Annotated in this window: 13 protein-coding genes; 3 read left to right on the top strand and 10 right to left on the bottom strand. The window is 67.2% G+C overall.

The features are described 5' to 3' along the window. Nucleotides 1-17 precede the first annotated feature (17 nt). Together U1H99_RS12520 and U1H99_RS12515 are read right to left on the bottom strand one after the other, a co-directional pair. Nucleotides 18-530, bottom strand: a complete 513-nt coding sequence (locus U1H99_RS12520) for a hypothetical protein (RefSeq protein WP_323142062.1) — start codon at nucleotides 528-530, stop codon at nucleotides 18-20. Between the two features lie 289 nt (nucleotides 531-819). After that, nucleotides 820-1,446 carry a response regulator gene (locus U1H99_RS12515; RefSeq protein ID WP_323142061.1) on the bottom strand — a complete coding sequence of 209 codons (627 nt, stop codon included), beginning with the start codon at nucleotides 1,444-1,446 and terminating at the stop codon, nucleotides 820-822. A gap of 466 nt (nucleotides 1,447-1,912) precedes the next feature. Between U1H99_RS12515 and gudD the strand changes: the two genes are divergently transcribed. Further along, nucleotides 1,913-3,253: a glucarate dehydratase gene (gudD, locus tag U1H99_RS12510; protein ID WP_323142060.1), complete on the top strand. Its 1,341-nt coding sequence runs from the start codon at nucleotides 1,913-1,915 to the stop codon at nucleotides 3,251-3,253. 136 nt (nucleotides 3,254-3,389) lie between these two features. Here the strand turns inward: gudD and U1H99_RS12505 are convergent, their stop codons facing one another. From U1H99_RS12505 to U1H99_RS12480, 6 genes are all read right to left on the bottom strand, one after another. Continuing rightward, complete coding sequence (locus tag U1H99_RS12505; RefSeq protein WP_323142059.1) at nucleotides 3,390-4,205, bottom strand: NAD-dependent epimerase/dehydratase family protein; 816 nt, start codon at nucleotides 4,203-4,205, stop codon at nucleotides 3,390-3,392. 9 nt (nucleotides 4,206-4,214) lie between these two features. Beyond that, complete coding sequence (locus U1H99_RS12500; protein WP_323142058.1) at nucleotides 4,215-5,108, bottom strand: SMP-30/gluconolactonase/LRE family protein; 894 nt, start codon at nucleotides 5,106-5,108, stop codon at nucleotides 4,215-4,217. Continuing rightward, nucleotides 5,098-6,498 carry an MFS transporter gene (locus tag U1H99_RS12495; protein ID WP_323142057.1) on the bottom strand — a complete coding sequence of 467 codons (1,401 nt, stop codon included), beginning with the start codon at nucleotides 6,496-6,498 and terminating at the stop codon, nucleotides 5,098-5,100. Before U1H99_RS12495 ends, U1H99_RS12500 begins: the two co-directional genes overlap by 11 nt. A gap of 198 nt (nucleotides 6,499-6,696) precedes the next feature. Beyond that, the gene (locus U1H99_RS12490) at nucleotides 6,697-8,274 is read right to left on the bottom strand and encodes an aldehyde dehydrogenase (NADP(+)) (protein WP_323142056.1); all 1,578 of its coding nucleotides are present in this window, start codon (nucleotides 8,272-8,274) and stop codon (nucleotides 6,697-6,699) included. Between the two features lie 39 nt (nucleotides 8,275-8,313). Continuing rightward, nucleotides 8,314-9,225 (bottom strand): 5-dehydro-4-deoxyglucarate dehydratase, encoded by a 912-nt coding sequence (gene kdgD / locus U1H99_RS12485; RefSeq protein WP_323142055.1) that lies wholly within the window; start codon nucleotides 9,223-9,225, stop codon nucleotides 8,314-8,316. A 135-nt stretch (nucleotides 9,226-9,360) separates the two neighbouring features. After that, nucleotides 9,361-10,131: a FadR/GntR family transcriptional regulator gene (locus U1H99_RS12480; RefSeq protein ID WP_323142054.1), complete on the bottom strand. Its 771-nt coding sequence runs from the start codon at nucleotides 10,129-10,131 to the stop codon at nucleotides 9,361-9,363. 101 nt (nucleotides 10,132-10,232) lie between these two features. Here U1H99_RS12480 and garD point away from each other — a divergent pair, with 101 nt between their 5' ends. After that, nucleotides 10,233-11,777, top strand: coding sequence for a galactarate dehydratase (gene garD, locus U1H99_RS12475; protein ID WP_323142053.1), 1,545 nt, complete (start codon nucleotides 10,233-10,235; stop codon nucleotides 11,775-11,777). 4 nt (nucleotides 11,778-11,781) lie between these two features. On the opposite strand, the gene U1H99_RS12470 is transcribed toward garD, so the two are convergent. Both U1H99_RS12470 and U1H99_RS12465 read right to left on the bottom strand, forming a co-directional pair. Further along, on the bottom strand, nucleotides 11,782-12,786 hold the full coding sequence (locus tag U1H99_RS12470) for a lysozyme inhibitor LprI family protein (RefSeq protein ID WP_323142052.1): 1,005 nt from the start codon (nucleotides 12,784-12,786) through the stop codon (nucleotides 11,782-11,784). Between the two features lie 3 nt (nucleotides 12,787-12,789). Then, nucleotides 12,790-13,749, bottom strand: coding sequence for an HDOD domain-containing protein (locus tag U1H99_RS12465; protein ID WP_323142051.1), 960 nt, complete (start codon nucleotides 13,747-13,749; stop codon nucleotides 12,790-12,792). A gap of 172 nt (nucleotides 13,750-13,921) precedes the next feature. Here U1H99_RS12465 and U1H99_RS12460 point away from each other — a divergent pair, with 172 nt between their 5' ends. Next, entirely contained in the window at nucleotides 13,922-16,879 is a 2,958-nt protein-coding gene (locus tag U1H99_RS12460) for a glycoside hydrolase family 2 protein (RefSeq protein ID WP_323142050.1), read from the top strand. Nucleotides 16,880-16,907: the final 28 nt, after the last annotated feature.

The following is a 16,907-nucleotide window of genomic DNA, read 5'->3' as shown; positions in this document are numbered from 1 at the left end:
ACCTATAAGGACGTTGATTACTGCTTGGAAGCGCCATCCAGGCGCATGCGGGAGGAAACGGTGGCGCTGTGGCCAGGGGCGAGTTCACCCAGTTGCCAGCGCAGGAAACGGTATTCCGCGACCGGGACGGTCTCGGTGACTTGCTTGCCGTCGCGGTCCACGGTGCGGGTCAGCGGCACCGGCGCATACTGCTTGCCGTCGAGGCTGGCCATGACCTTGGCCGGCGCCGCGCTGCCGGCCACGTAGGCCATGCCGCCTTTGGGCACCGGCAGCGTGGCCAGCACGTCGCGGGCCGGCGTGGCGGCGCGGTTGCGATAGGTGACCTGGTATTCGATGGTGTCGCCTGGGAGGGCTTCGGTGGTGGCGACCAGTTGCGGGCCATTAGCGCCCGAGACGACCTTGAAGGCGTGCAGTTCGGCAGTCACGCCGTTGTCGGCTGCGAATACGAGGGCGCAGCTCAGCTGGAGTACGCAGGTTGTCAGGATGACCAGCATGCGCTTGAAGGTTGGTAGAAGAGTCAAGGGGATCATAGTATCTTCGCTTCGCTAGTGATTTTGCTGTTTCTATCGAATGTTTCGATTTGCGAAGATTACTGGATTTACTGTATTTAGCCAATAAAAATTTCTCGTTCGTAATGTTGTTTTGTGGAAACAAAACGCGGAGTGCGCGTCGTGCCGCAGGGCAGAGCGAGGGCTAAGGGCAGAGGAGAAATTGCACGCGCGTAGAGGCGCAGATGACCTGTCTAGGTCAAGCGAGGAAGGAAGCTAGGGGAAACACTGCCTGCAGGATGCAGGCAGTGGGCACTACAGGTCTGGCGTGTCAGGCGAGGGCGAGGATTTTTTCGACAGCGGCGCGCAACTGGGTGAAGGACACCGGCTTGGCGTAGACTGGAATGTCGGCCGGCAGCCCGAGCGAGCTGATGGTGGCGCGGTCGAGCCCGCTGACGATGATGATATTCAGGTCTCGCTGCTTGGGATTGTTGCGCAGGCTGTTGACCATGCGAAAACCGTCCATGCCCGGCATGCTGAGGTCGCTGATCAGCAGGTCGGGGTGGTACTCGCCAATCTTGAGCAGTGCGTCGAAGCCGTCGCTGGCCTTGATCAGCTGTAGAGGCAGGCCCCATCCGCCAATCTCGAGCTCGTAAAGGCGCAGCAGGGTAGCGTCGTCGTCGGCGATCACGACCTTGTACTGGCGTGCTTGGGCCGGCGCTGCGGATTTTGGATCGCGGTGGTCAAGGGCCAGTGCCTGGCGGCGCTTTTCCATCACCTTGTCTACCGAGGTAGAGGCGATGCGGCGGTGCCCGCCGGCGGTCTTCCAGGCCTGGAGGATACCGCTTTCGACCCAGAGCTGGATCGTACGGTGCGACACCCCCAGGATTTTCGCGGCCTCGGCAGTGGAGTAGAACTCCGTGGCGTCGATCGCGGCGCTGCTGTTCGGATTCGTCATATTTTAAGTCGGCAACAAAGTCGTTCATTTCTCATCGTGCGAGAAACACAAACATCGATCACGGCTTTGCGTGGGCAATGGGACAGGCAGTACAGTCTTTCCTCACAGGAAATTCTTTACCGAAGTGAGAATGTGTGATTATTTGTTGAAACTATAGCCGTTTTTACTAACTTGCGTTTAGGAATTGTGTAACTTTTGTCTACATCGATAACGTTTGTTCACTTACTGCAACAATTGCCGATTTTATGGATTTATTGCCACATGTAAAGGAAGATATTGAACAATGCATCGTTTCACATTTGCTGGTTTTTATGCCGCTCGACGCTTTGATTCGTCCTATGCCGCCAAGATATGGCTTGCCGTTGCCATGCGTGTAGCGCATCGATATACTCAGGCTATGTTGTATGATGTCTGATGACATCTATCTGCGCATTTTGACAGCCCTTCACCGTTTTCCGGAGCCTGCATGACCACCACCGTTTCCCGCGCCCCTGTCGTGACCGACATGCGTGTCGTCCCCGTTGCCGGCCAGGACAGCATGCTCCTGAACCTGAGCGGGGCGCATGGCCCCTGGTTTACCCGCAACATCGTGATCTTGACCGACAGCGCCGGCAATACCGGCCTGGGCGAGGTACCGGGTGGCGAGAAGATCCGCCGGACGCTCGAGGATGCCAGGGCACTGGTGCTCGGCAAATCGCTGGGCGACTACAATGCCGTGCTCAACGCCATGCGCGCGGCGTTCGCCGACCGCGACGCCGGCGGGCGCGGCCTGCAGACCTTCGACCTGCGCACCACGATCCACGCGGTGACCGCGGTCGAGTCGGCGCTGCTCGACCTGCTCGGCCAGTTCATGAACGTGCCAGTGGCGGCCCTGCTCGGCGAAGGCCAGCAGCGCGACGCCGTCGACATGCTGGGCTACCTGTTCTTCATCGGCGATCGCGCCCGCACCGACCTTGCCTACCGCGCCGAGCCCGACGCCGGCGACGCCTGGTTCCGCCTGCGCAACGAGCCGGCCATGACCCCGGATTCCGTGGTGCGGCTGGCCGAGGCCGCGCGCGAGCGCTACGGCTTCAACGACTTCAAGCTGAAGGGCGGGGTACTGCGCGGCGACGAGGAAATGGAAGCCATCGTCGCCTTGCACGAACGCTTTCCGGAGGCGCGCGTCACGCTCGACCCCAACGGCGGCTGGTCGCTGGCGGAGGCAATCCGCCTGTGCCGCGACAAGCACGGCATCATCGCCTATGCCGAAGACCCGTGCGGCGCCGAGAACGGCTTCTCCGGCCGCGAAGTGATGGCCGAGTTCCGCCGCGCCACCGGCCTGCCGACCGCCACCAACATGATCGCCACCGACTGGCGCCAGATGGCCCATTCGATCCAGCTGCAATCGGTCGACATCCCGCTGGCCGACCCGCACTTCTGGACCATGCAGGGTTCGGTGCGTGTGGCCCAGCTATGCCAGATGTTTGGCCTGACCTGGGGCTCGCACTCGAACAACCACTTCGACATCTCGCTCGCCATGTTCACCCACGTCGGCGCCGCCGCGCCGGGCAAGGTGACGGCGATCGATACCCACTGGATCTGGCAGGACGGCCAGCGCCTGACCAGGGAACCCTTGCGCATCGAGGGCGGTAAGGTGCACGTGCCGGCCAAGCCGGGGCTGGGAATCGAGCTGGACGAAGCGGAGCTGGAGAAGGCGCACCAGGCCTACAGGAACATGGGCCTGGGCGCGCGCGACGATGCGGTGGCGATGCAGTACCTGATTCCGGGGTGGACCTTCGATAACAAGCGGCCTTGTTTGGTGCGTTGAAAAGCTTGCTGCTAGTGAACGAAGCTCGCTGCATATAAACGTCGCCCCTGCGTAGGCAGGGGCCCAATTTTGCAGCAACTCGCCAAACTTGGGCCCCTGCCTGCGCAGGGGCGACGTAGATTACGCTGCGATTGTCTTAGGGCTTGTATTTCGGCCCATGCGTCAGGAACACCCCGCCCTGGAACTTCAGCGTGATGTCGTCCATGTCGTCCGACTGGTCCACGCCCGAGGCCAGCACCGCCTCCGTGAACTGGCGCGAACTGTCCTTCGGCCGGTACGCCAGGAAGCGCGCGTGGCGGTCGTCCCACCACTTGCCGTCGTTGTCGGACATCCCGAACGTGATCGTATGCCCGACCCGCGGCGTCAGCAGCGAGCGCCGCAGCAGCTCGACCATGTCGTCGAGGCTGAGCCAGGTCGCCAGCTGGCGGTGGTTGCTGGCCTCCGGGAAGCAGTAGCCGATGCGGATGCACACGGTCTCGATGCCGAAACGGTCCCAGTAATAGCGCGACAGCGACTCCCCGAACACCTTCGACAGGCCGTAGTAGCCGTCGGCGCGCGGTGGCATGGCGGCGTCGACCACGTCGGTGGTCTTGTACATCCCCATCGTGTGGTTCGAGCTGGCGAAGATCACGCGCCGGATGCCGCGCTTGTGCACCGCTTCGTACAGGTTCGCCATGCCGAGGATGTTGGCCTGCATGATTGGCGCGAACTCCACTTCGGTGGACACGCCGCCGAAGTGCAAAATGGCGTCGACGCCGTCGCACATCGTCATCACGGCGTCGCGGTCGGCCAGGTCGCACTGGACGATTTCCTCGTGCGGCTGCGCGTCCGCGATCGGGACCAGGTCGGCCAGGCGCACGACGTCGGCGAACTGCGCCAGGTGCGGGCGCAGGCGGCGCCCGAGGCCGCCCGCCGCGCCGGTGAACAGGATGCGTTTGAATGGTTTGGTCATGATCACTGATTAGAAAGCGAAGGGGGTGTCAAGCAGGCCCTGCACGCCGGGTACGAGCATCACCGTGGCGCCGGCCGCGGCGTCCGGCTGATCCGGATGCGCCGGGTTGATCGAGGTGACCAGCAGCGTGTCGAGCCCCGCGCCGCCGAAGCAGGGCATCGAGGGCTTGGCCATCGGCAGCGCGATGCGGCGCTCGAGCCGGCCGTCGGGCGTGAAGCGCAGCAGCAGGCCGGCGTCGTTGGCGGCCAGCCAGTAGCAGCCGTCGGCGTCGACCGTGGCGCCGTCCGGCCGGCCGGGATAATGGTTCATGTCGACGAACAGGCGGCGGTTCGAGGGCACGCCGTCGTCGAGGTCGTAGTCGAAGGCCCAGACCAGCTGGCGCTGCGGGTGCGAGTCGGACAGGTACATGGTGCGGCCGTCGGGCGACCACGCCAGGCCATTCTGGGTCAGCAGCCCGGCCACCAGCGGCTGCGACAGGCCCTGCCCATCGTAGCGGTACAGGCGGCCGTCGGCGCGGGCGGCCGCCATGTCCATGAACATGGTGCCGCTCCAGAAGCGGCCCTGGCGGTCGCAGCGGCCGTCGTTGAAGCGCATGCCGGCCGTGAGTTCGGCCGCCGGCGGCGCCGCCAGGCGCTCGGCGACGACCTCGCCGCCGGCCTGCAGTTCGAGCCGGAAGATGCCGCTCTCCATGCCGGCCACCAGCCCGCCGGCCGCGCGTGGCGCCATGCAGGCCACCATTTCCGGCGCGGCCCAGCTGGCGACGCGGCCGCTGGCGGCATCCAGGCGCCACACGGTGCGCGCCGGGATGTCGGTCCAGTACCAGGCCTGTTCGCCGGCATGCCAGACCGGACTCTCGCCGACCTGGCAGGCCGGCGCGTCGACACGCCGGACTTCAGGTTGCATTCGCCAGCTCCGCGGGCAGCGGCGGCACCTTGGCCGCCGGGATCAGGAGCTTCATGATGCCCCATGCCACCAGGTAGGCCAGCGCGCAGAAGCTGAACATGATCATGTAGCCGGTCTGGATCTGGCCCAGCGCGCCGTAGTAGTCGAACAAACGGCCGCCGACCTTGGTCACCAGCACGCCGCCGATACCGCCCAGCAGCCCGCCGATGCCGACCACCGAGCCCACGTTATGCTTGGGGAACAGGTCGGACGCGGTGGTCAGCAGGTTGGCCGACCAGGCCTGGTGGGCCGAGGCGCCGATGCCGATCAGGATCACCGGCATCCAGTAGCTGATGCCGCCCAGTGGTTGCGCCAGCAGCACCACCAGCGGGAAGAAGGCGATGCGCAGCATGGCTTTCATGCGGGCCTCGAACACGCTGTCGCCGCGCCGGATGAACATCGTGGGGAGCCAGCCGCCGGCGATCGAACCGACCATCGTCATGCTGTACAGGACCGTCAGCGGCAGCGCCATCGCGGTGGGGGCGATGTCGTAGGTCGCCGACAGGTATTTCGGCAGCCAGAACAGGAAGAACCACCACACGCCATCGGTCAGGAATTTACCCAGGGCGAAAGCCCAGGTCTGGCGCATCGACAGCAGTTCCATCCAGCCGGCCTTGCGCAGCGGCGCTTCAGCGCCGGCCGGGACGTGGCTGCGCGGCGCTTCGACGTCGGCCTGGATGTAGGCCAGTTCGGCCTTGCCCAGGCGCCGCTGCTGGGCGGGCTCGTCGAAGAAGATCGCCCAGAAGATCATCCACAGGAAGCCGATCGCGCCGATCCAGATGAAGGCGGTCTGCCAGCCCCACAGCGCGGCGATGATCGGCACCGTCAGCGGCGCCAGGATCGCGCCGATGTTGGCGCCGGAATTGAAGATGCCGGTCGCGAACGAGCGCTCGGCGCGCGGGAAGTATTCGGCGGTGGCCTTGATCGCGGCCGGGAAGTTGCCGGCTTCGCCGATCGCGAGGATGGCGCGCGCCACGATGAAGCCGGCCACCGACACCGGGACCGCCGCAAGGCCGAGCGCCGCGAACACGGTGTTGACGGCTTCGCCGACCCAGATCGAGTAGGCGTGGGCGATCGCGCCCAGCGACCATACCGCGATTGCCAGGTGATAGGACAGCTTGGTGCCGAGGCGGTCGACCACGCGCCCGACGAACAGCAGCGCGATCGCGTAAATGAACTGGAAGGCCGCCGCGATGTTGGCGTAGTCGGAGTTGGACCAGCCGAATTCCTTCGACAGGGCCGGGGCCAGCAAGCTCAGGACTTGCCGGTCGAGGTAGTTGATGGTGGTGGCAAAGAACAGCAGGCCGCAGATGGTCCACCTGTACTTGCCGATAGCATTATTCCGGGTCATGGTCAGATATATGTAGATGTTGGTACTGACATGCTTCACTCGGCAGCAAGCGTCTCCATGCTTGCTGTTACTGCGTAATCCAATGCTGCTTATTGTAGGGTGGGCACCCGTGCCCACGCATAGGCCCGAGCAGCCAACTGCCTGAACGCTTCACGCGTGGGCACAGGGTGCCCACCCTACATGCGCAGCCTGGGCGCGTTACGCCGTCTGCAGCGTACCGTCGACGATGCGCGCCAGCTTCAGCGGATTGTCGTCGCGCAGCGCCGGCGGCAGCAGTTCGCTTGGGACGTCCTGGTAGCACACCGGGCGAAGGAAGCGCTCGATGGCGGTGGCGCCGACCGAGGTCGAGCGGCTGTCCGAGGTGGCCGGGAACGGGCCGCCGTGGACCATCGCGTGCGACACTTCGACGCCGGTCGGGAAGCCGTTGAACAGGATGCGGCCGGCCTTGCGTTCCAGCGTCGGCAGCAGGCTGGCGGCCAGCGGGCGGTCGTCCGCGGTGGCGTGCACGGTGGCGGTCAGCTGGCCTTCCAGGTGGCGGGCCACGGCCAGCAGCTCGGCCTCGTCGCGGCAGGCGATCAGGATCGAGGCCGGGCCGAAGATTTCTTCTTCCAGCGCCGGCGTGGCCAGGTAGGTGGCGGCGTCGCACCGGTACAGCGCAGCCTGGGCGGCGCAGCCGCTGCCCGCGGCACTGCCCTGGCCGACCAGGGTCAGGCCGTTGACACCGGTGCGCTTCTCGATCGCATCGGTATAGGCTTTATGAATGCCGGCGGTCAGCATGGTACCGGCGCCCTTGGCCGCCAGCGCTTCGGCGGCGGAAGCGGCAAAGGCGTCGAATTGCGCGCCGGCCAGGCCGATCACCAGGCCCGGATTGGTGCAGAACTGGCCCACGCCCAGCGTCAGCGAATCGACGAAGCCGGACGCCAGTTTTGCCCCGCCCGCGGCGAGTGCGCCCGGCAGCATGAACATCGGGTTGATGCTGCTCATCTCGGCATACACCGGGATCGGTTCCTTGCGGCCGGCGGCGGTCTGCACCAGGGCCAGGCCGCCGGCGCGCGATCCGGTGAAGCCGATCGCCTTGACGGTCGGGTGGGCGGCCAGCTTCTGGCCGACCTGGCGGCCTTCGCCGATCAGCATCGAGAACACGCCCTCGGGCATATTGGTCGCGGCAGCGGCGCGCTGCACCGCCTTGCCGACCAGTTCCGAGGTGCCGAGGTGGGCGCTGTGCGCCTTGACGATCACCGGGCAGCCGGCGGCCAGCGCCGACGCGGTGTCGCCGCCGGCGACCGAGAACGCCAGCGGGAAGTTGGAGGCGCCGAACACCACGACCGGACCGAGCGGCACCTTGCGCATGCGCAGGTCGGCGCGCGGCGGGGTGCGCTGGGGCAGGGCGGTATCCAGCGTCGCTTCCTGCCAGTAGCCGTCGCGCACGACCTTGGCGAACAGGCGCAGCTGGTTGACGGTGCGTCCGCGCTCGCCTTCCAGGCGCGCGGCGGGCAGGCCGGATTCCTGCGAGGCGCGCTCGATGAGCAGTCCGCCGATGGCCACGATCTCGTCGGCGATCGCCTCCAGAAAGCGCGCGCGCTGTTCGGGCTCGATGTTGCGGTAGGCGTCGAAGGCGTCTTCGGCCAGCGCGCAGGCCGCCTCGACGTCGTCGCCGTTCGCCAGGCCGAACTCGGGGTCGAGCTGCTGGCGGGTGGCGGGGTTGAAGGCGCGTACGGCGCCGGCGCTGCCGCGCACGATGCGCTGGCCGATGATCATTTCGCCCTGGATGGACATGGGGTCTCCTTTATTGGTGATAGGGTTGCCGGCTGCCGCTTATTGCGCGCCCTGGGCGACCATCAGCTTGTGCAGCATGTCGCATTCTTCCGGCGTCAGGTCGGTCAGCGGCGCGCGCACCGGGCCGCCGTCGTGGCCGGCCAGGCGGGCGCCTGCCTTGACGATGCTGACTGCGTAGCCGGGCTTGCGGTTGCGGATTTCCAGGTAAGGCAGGAAGAATTCGTCCAGCATGCGGTTCTGGGCGGCGTGGTCGTCGCTGGCGATCGCGTGGTAGAAGTCCATGGCCAGCTTCGGCATGAAGTTGAAGACCGCCGACGAGTACACCGGCACACCCAGCGCTTTATACGCGGCGGCATACACCTCGGCGGTCGGCAGGCCGCCCAGGTAGCTGAAACGGTCGCCCATGCGGCGCCAGATCTGCATCATCAGTTCGATGTCGCCCAGGCCGTCCTTGAAGCCGATCAGGTTCGGGCAGCGGTCGGCCAGCTTTTCCAGCGACTGCGGGGTCAAGCGGCATTGGGCGCGGTTGTAGACCACGACGCCGATACTGGTTGCATTGCAGACCGCTTCCACGTGCGCCACCAGGCCGTCCTGGCTGGCTTCGGTCAGGTAGTGCGGCAGCAGCAGGATGCCCTTGGCGCCGAGGCGCTCGGCTTCCTGGGCAAACTTGATCGCGGCGCGGGTCGGGCCGCCGGCGCCGGCCAGGATCGGCACCTTGCCGGCGCAGGTGTCGACCGCGGTCTTGATTACGCTCGAATATTCCTCGTGGGTCAGCGAGAAGAACTCGCCGGTGCCGCCGGCCGCAAACAGGGCGGTCGCACCGTAGGGCGCCAGCCACTCGAGGCGCTCCGCATAGGTGCCGGGACGGAAGTTGCCCTCGGCGTCGAAGTCGGTGATCGGGAAGGACAACAGGCCCGAGGACAATACTTGTTTCAGCTCTTGCGGATTCATTGCGTGCGTCTCCAGATGGTCTTGAACGGCGGTGGGTTATGTCGAAGCTAGGTTGTATGTCATCGTACAACTGAAAATCGAACTCCGCAACCAAATACTTTGCCCGGCCGACTGCCCAACTGGCGGCCGGCAGGCTCAGCCGAGCGACGCTTCCAGGCGCTGCTGGGTCTGGCGCAGGCGTTCGCGGCTGTTGGACAGGTGGGTGCGCATGGCGGCGCGTGCCGCTTCCGGATCCCGGCGCAGGATCGCGTTATAGATATCCTCGTGTTCGCGGTTGACGCGTTCGAGGTAGTCGCCCGGACGCTCCGGCTCCAGGCCCGGCGTGTTCAAGCGCGCGCGCGGGATCAGGGTGTTGCCGAGTTGCCCCAGCATCTCGACGAAATAACGGTTGCCGGTGGCTTCGGCGACCAGGCGGTGGAAACGCACGTCGGCTTCCACCGAGGTGGTGCCGGACGCCAGCGCGCGCCCCATGTCGGCCAGCGCTTCGCCCAGTTCGGCCGCCTGTTCGTCGCTGCGGCGCGAGGCCGCCAGCCAGGCCGCTTCGGTTTCCATGCTGATGCGCAGTTCCAGGATCGCCAGCACGTCGCGCACGGTGACGATGCTGTCGGTGTCGATGCCGAGACCGCCCGCCGGCCGCTCCAGCACGAAGGTGCCGATGCCGTGCCGCGTCTGCACCGCGCCCGAGGCCTGCAGGTGGGAGATCGCCTCGCGCACCACGGTGCGGCTGACGCCGTACTGTTCCATGATGGCTGACTCGGTCGGCAGCTTGTCGCCGGGCTTCAGCAGCGACTGGCGGATACGGTCGTTAATGTCTTCGACCACGCCCTGCGCGAGGTTGCGGTGTTTCTTGCGGCCGGCAGGCGCGGTATTGGGGCCGGCGGCGGCAGGGGCGGCGGTCGAGCTCATGGGGCGATTGGACAGGACAGGTTGACGAGCCCCATTATACCCACGATCCTCACCGTGGACCTCGTGATATGATGTCTGACGACTAATGTAGCGAGACCCCGATGTCAGCCGACGCCCCGCGCACCATCCGCATGCATCCGAACGATAACGTCGCCATCGTCGTCAACGACGGCGGGCTGGCGGCCGGGACTCGCCTGGCCGACGGGCTGATCCTGCGCGAACATGTGCCCCAAGGGCACAAGGTGGCACTTGCCGACCTGCTCGAGGGCGACGCCGTGGTGCGCTACGACGTCGCCATCGGCTACGCGCTGGCGCCGATCCCGGCCGGCAGCTGGATCGCCGAGACGCTGCTGGCGATGCCGGCGGCGCGCGGACTGGATGCGCTGCCGGTGTCCACCCGCGTCGGCGCGGCGCCGGCGCCACTGGCAGGCTTCACCTTCGAAGGCTACCGCAATGCTGACGGCAGCGTCGGCACCCGCAACATCCTGGCGATCACCACTACCGTGCAATGCGTGGCCGGGGTGGTCGAGCACGCGGTCAGGCGCATCAAGGCCGAGCTGCTGCCGCAATACCCCAACGTCGACGACGTGGTCGCGCTCGAACACAGCTACGGCTGCGGCGTGGCGATCGACGCGCCCGGCGCCGAGATCCCGATCCGCACCGTGCGCAACCTGGCGCTGAATCCGAACTTCGGCGGCCAGCCGATGGTGGTCAGCCTCGGTTGCGAAAAGCTGCAGCCGGCGCGCCTGTTCCCGAAAGGGCTAATCCCGATCCTCGGCGACGCCGGTCCGGCCCACGTCTGCCTGCAGGACGCCGGCCACGCCGGCTTCCAGTCGATGATCGATGCGATCATGGGCATAGCCGCGGACAAACTGAAAGTGCTGAACGCGCGCCGCCGCGAGAGCTGTCCGGCATCCGAGCTGGTGGTCGGCGTGCAATGCGGCGGCAGCGATGCCTTTTCCGGTGTCACCGCCAACCCGGCGGTCGGCTTCGCCACCGACTTATTGGTGCGCGCCGGCGCCGCCGTGATGTTTTCGGAAACGACCGAGGTGCGCGACGGCATCGCCCAGCTGACGGCGCGCGCCGCGACGCCGGCCGTGGCCGAGGCGATGATCCGCGAGATGGCGTGGTACGACGATTACCTGCAGCGCGGTGGCGTCGACCGCAGCGCCAACACCACGCCCGGCAACAAGAAGGGCGGCCTGTCGAACATCGTCGAAAAGGCGATGGGGTCGATCGTGAAATCAGGCACGGCGCCGATCGCCGGCGTGCTGGCGCCGGGAGAGAAGCTGCGCCAGAAGGGCCTGGTCTACGCCGCCACGCCGGCCAGCGACTTCATCTGCGGCACGCTGCAGATGGCCGCCGGCATGAACCTGCACGTATTCACCACCGGGCGCGGCACGCCCTACGGCCTGGCGGCGGTCCCGGTGATCAAGGTGGCCACCCGCAGCGAACTGGCGGCGCGCTGGCACGACCTGATGGACGTGAACGCCGGCCGCATCGCCACCGGCGAGGCGACGATCGAGGAGACCGGCTGGGAACTGTTCCGCCTGCTGCTGGACGTCGCCAGCGGCCGCAAGACCTGGGCCGAGCAGTGGCGGCTGCACAATGCGCTGGTGCTGTTCAATCCGGCGCCGGTCACCTGAGGCTTTACAGGTCGCGTGCCGTGTCGCGCAGGGCGGCGATGCGCTGGCCGGTCAGCAGCGCATTCACGGCATTGGCGTCGGCTTTCAGTTGCGCCGCGAAGGCGGTAAAGGCATCGCGGTAGGCGATCCAGGCGCGTTCGGCGGCACGCACGTCCTTGCGTTCGATCGTGGTATCGCCGAGGCGGTCCGGCCAGTCCTGCTGCGGCGAGGGCGCCGCCATCAGCTTTTGGTACACGGCGTTCAGTTCGCGGTCGCGCGCCGCCGCCTCCTGGGGCGACGCCGGCGGCAGCTTGCCGCTGGCAGCGTCGAGCACCGCCTGCGCGAACTGCGCGCGCATCTTTTCCTCGCGCTGGATCACGAACGAAGGCGCCGCCGTGCCCTGCATGTCGGTCTCGGCGCCGGCGGCAAGGGCGTAGCGGCCGGCCGCCGCCTGCAGCCGCTGGAACGCGGCGCGCGCCGCGGCGGGCAGGGTGGCCGCCACGCGGTCGAGGCGCTTGCCGCGGTCGCGCCCGTCCTGAGCTCCCCGGATCGATGCGCAGACCGTGCCCATGCGGCCGCTGGTGATGTCGTCGCACTGGTCGAACACGGCGTTGGCGGGCAAGTTGGCCAGGTGCTCGATGCGGCCTGCCATCTCGGCCTTGGCGGCGTCGACCTGGCAGGCATGGTGGATGGCGCTATCGGTACTGCGCGGCACGCCGAAACCGTTCGCGTACAGCATCATCAGCACGGCATGGTCGTCGTGCGCCACGGCGCAGGCGCGCACCCCGTCCCATTCCGCCTGCGATGCGACGGCCTGGCTGCGCTTGCGGTAATAGAGGTCGCCGGCGTTGCAGTCCACCGGCGCGCCGGCGGCCGGTTTCGGCGACGGCTGTTTTTCGACGCGCATGCACTGGCGGTACCAGGCTTCGTCCTTCGAAAACGGCACGCCGAAGCTGCTGCTGTTCGGGTAGGGAGCGGCCGTCGCCGGCAGCATGATGCAGGCGGCCAGGGTCGCCAGGTAGAGTCGCATGCCTCAGGTTTCCACGTTCTCAAGCTTGCCCAGGCAACGGCGCTGGAAGCTGGTCAGCCCGTCGGCGACCATCGGATCGTCTTCGCCGATGAGGTGGGCGTCCATCAACATGCGCAGCTTGGCGATGCGGTCGCCCTGGGCCAGGGCCTGCGCCAGCACGGCGTCGCCCGGGTTGCCTGCGCGGGCGATGGCAGCGGCGACGTCCGGCGGGAACTCCCAGTGCGCCGCGATGCCGGCCGAGATCTCGCGCGACGCCGCCAGCAGGGCGGCGCCGAATTCCGGGTCGGCCGGGACGCTGCCGGGGTGGGTGCGGTCGGCCAGGCGCAGCGCGACCATCAGGCCCACGTTTTGCATCAGGCCGGCGAGGTAGGATTCGAACACGCCGGCGGTGAGGCCGGGGGCCATCAGGCTGGCGGCCAGCGCGCACTTGACCGACTGGTCCCAGATGCGCGGCGCGGCCCGTTTCGCGAAGCCCTCGGCCTGCATGTTGACGATCGGGCGGAAGGCGATGCGCGCCAGCAGCATGCGCAGGCCGTTCTGGCCGAGCATGACAATCGCGGCTTCGGCATTCTTGACCGGCGTGATCGGGCGGTAATAGGCGCTGTTGGCCTCGCGGATGACTTCGGCCACCAGCACCACGTCCTGGGCCACCTGGCGCGCCAGTTCGCTGCTGGAAGCATCCTCGTCGCCCAGGCTGCGCAGCAGTTGCGGCACCACCTCGGGCACGCGCGGCACCAGCTGCGCGGACGCGGCCGGGTCGCGCGCCAGCGTGCGCACCTGGTCGAGAATGCGCTGCATCAGGTCGTCCGGCACCTCGGTGGCCGCGGAAGCGGTCAGCCACCCGTACCAGGCGGCGTCGATGCCGGCGTCGGCCGGGTCGAGGGACGGGGCCGCCGGCGCCGGCTGCGTCGAGGCATCGGGGGCGTCCGGGCGGGTTTTCAATCGGTTCAGCCAGTTTTTCATGGGCGCGTGCATTCTTGCGACAGGGTCAAGCCGCATTGTAGCGCGCCATGGCGAAACCCGGGTGCCGGCAATGGGAACGCGAACGATCAAGATGTTGATCGCAGGACATGTTTCGGGGCCGACGCGGCCTGCTAATATTTTAGTGGACCCTTCGAACTCCACCAGGATGCCCATGAAGCCACGCCTCGCCCCGCTGTGCCTGTCGCTGTCGTTCGCCGGCCTGCTGGCTGCGACCGCGCTGCCGGCCAGGGCCGAAAGAGCGCTCTACGATTTCAATCCGGGCTGGAAGCTGCTGGTCGGCGACCCCGCCGGCGCCGCCGGGCCGGGCTTCGACGACAGCGCCTGGAAAGCGGTGACGCTGCCGCGCGCCTGGAACGAGGACGACGCCTTTGCCAAGGACATCACCGAGCACGCGACCGGGATCGCCTGGTACCGGAAGCATTTCAGGCTGCCGGACCTGAAGCCGGGCCAGAAGGTGTTCGTCGAATTCGAAGGCGCGCGCCAGGCGGCCGAGGTCTGGGTCAACGGCAGGCGCATCGGCCTGCACGACAACGGTATCAATGCCTTCGGCTTCGAGATTGCCGGCGCCCTGCAAGCAGGCGACAACGTCATCGCGGTCCGTACCGATAACAGCTGGGAGTATCGCCAACAGGCCAGCAACCAGAAGTACCAGTGGTCGGACAAGAACTTCAATGCCAATTACGGCGGCTTGCCGAAGAACGTGCGCCTCCACGTCACCGAAGCGCTGTACCAGACCCTGCCGCTGTACGCGAGCCTCGGCACCACCGGCGTCTACGTCTACGCGCGCGACTTCGACATCCCTGGCCGCAGCGCCACCGTGTGGGCCGAATCGCAGGTGCGCAACGACGGCGCGCAGCCACGCTCCTTTACCTATGAGGTCGAGCTGCGCGACAAGGACGGCAAGCGCGTCGCCCGCTTCTCGACCCCGGCGGAGAACCTGGCCGCCGGCGCCACCACCACCGTCAAGGCAAGCGCCAGGGTGAACGGCCTGCAATTCTGGAGCTGGGGCTACGGCTACCTGTACGAAGTAGTCACCACGCTGAAGGTCGACGGCAGGCCGGTCGACAGCGTCACCACCCGCACGGGCTTTCGCAAGACCGGGTTCGGCGCGGGGCTGGTCAAGCTCAACGACCGCGCGATCCAGATCCACGGCTATGCCCAGCGCACCTCGAACGAATGGCCGGCGATCGGCATGTCGGTGCCGGCCTGGCTCAGCGACTACGGCAACGGCATGGCGCTGGCCAGCAATGCGAACCTGATCCGCTGGATGCACATCACGCCCTGGAAGCAGGACGTCGAGTCGCTCGACCGCATCGGCATGATGCAGGCGATGCCGGCGGGCGATGCCGAAGCGGACGTCAGCGGCAAGCGCTGGGAGCAGCGCATCGTCGCCATGCGCGACGCCATCGTCTACAACCGCAACAGTCCCAGCATCGTGTTCTACGAAAGCGGCAACAAGGGCGTGAGCCTGGAGCACATGCGCGAGATGAAGGCGCTGCGCGACCGGTTCGACCCCTTCGGCGGACGCGCCTCGGGCAGCCGCGAAATGCTGAGCAGCGCGCTGCAGGCGGTGTCCGAATACGGCGGCGAGATGCTTTATATTAACAAGAGCGCACGCATGCCGGTGTGGGCGATGGAGTACGCACGCGACGAGGCGGCGCGCAAGTTCTGGGACGAGCTCACGCCGCCGGGGCACAAGGAAGGCGACGGCCCGCTGCACAAGGGCCAGAGCGCGGCCGCCTACAACCGCAACCAGGACAGCTTCACGCTGGAGGACGTGGCGCGCTGGAACGACTACTACCGCGCCCGGCCGGGCACCGGTACCCGCGTGTCCAGCGGCGGCGTGAATATCGTGTTCTCGGACAGTAATACCCACCACCGCGGCGCCGAAAACTACCGCCGCAGCGGCGAGGTCGACGCGATGCGTATTCCCAAGGATGCCTGGTATGCGCACCAGGTGATGTGGGACGGCTGGGTCGACGTCGAGCGCCCGCGCGCCCACATCGTCGGCCACTGGAACTACGCGGCGGACACCGTCAAGCCTGTCCACGTGGTGTCGAGCGCCCACTCGATGCGCCTGACCCTGAACGGCAAGGATGTCGGTGCCGCGCGCAAGCGCGACGGGTTCCTCTTCACCTTCGATGCGGTCGCGTGGCAGCCGGGCGAGCTGAAGGCGGTCGGCTACGACCCCGCCGGCCAGCCGGTATGCGAAGCCGTACTGGCCACCGCCGGCAAGCCGGCGGCACTGCGCCTGACCCGCGTGGTGGCGCCGCACCCGCTGTATGCCGACGGCGCCGACCTGGCGCTGCTGCAGGTCGAGGTCGTCGACGCCAAAGGGCAGCGCAATCCGGTCGCACTGGACACCGTCCGCTTCGACCTGCAGGGCCCGGCCGAATGGCGCGGCGGCATCGCCCAGGGGCCGGACAACCATATCCTGGCGCGCGACCTGCCGGTCGAGGGCGGCGTCAACCGCGTCCTGGTGCGCAGCACCACGCAGCCCGGCAGGATCACCGTGCGCGCGAGTGCCGACGGCCTGGCGCCGGCAGCGCTGACCATCGATTCGGCCCCCGTGAAAGTCACGGACGGCCTGGCGCCGCCGGCTCCCAGGCTGCCGCTCAATCTGGAGCGCGGGCCGACGCCGGCCACGCCGTCGTATCGCGTGTCGCGCGTCGCGGTACCGGTGGCGTCGGTCGAGGCGGCCAGCAACGGCGCCGATGCGAACATGAGTATCGACGACGACGAAACCACCAGGTGGACCAGCAGCGACGGCGCCGCCGCCATCACCTATACGCTGGCGCGTCCGGCCGAGCTGTTCGAGATCGACCTGAAGCTGGCGGGCTGGCGCGAAAACAGCTACCCGCTGCGCGTGTTCGTCGACGGCGAACAGGTCTGGCAGGGCAGCACCCCGAAGAGCCTGGGCTACGTGACGTTGCCGCTGAAAGCGCGCAAGGGCAGCCAGGTGCGCATCGTGCTGGACGGCGTCATCGACCAGAGCGGGGCGATCAAGCTGACCGAGGTGGCCAACCAGGCCAACGTGGATACCGGCAGCAAGGCCACGCCGAAGGGGGCGCTGTCGATCGTCGAGGCGGAATTCTACGAGCGCCCGTGATGCACTGCGCACCCGGCTTGCGGGGATG

Source organism: Massilia phyllosphaerae, assembly GCF_034659755.1.
Taxonomy (GTDB): Bacteria; Pseudomonadota; Gammaproteobacteria; order Burkholderiales; family Burkholderiaceae_D; genus Telluria; species Telluria phyllosphaerae.
The sequence above is the reverse complement of the archived record's forward strand: the minus strand, read 5'-3'. Positions and strand labels throughout refer to the sequence as shown.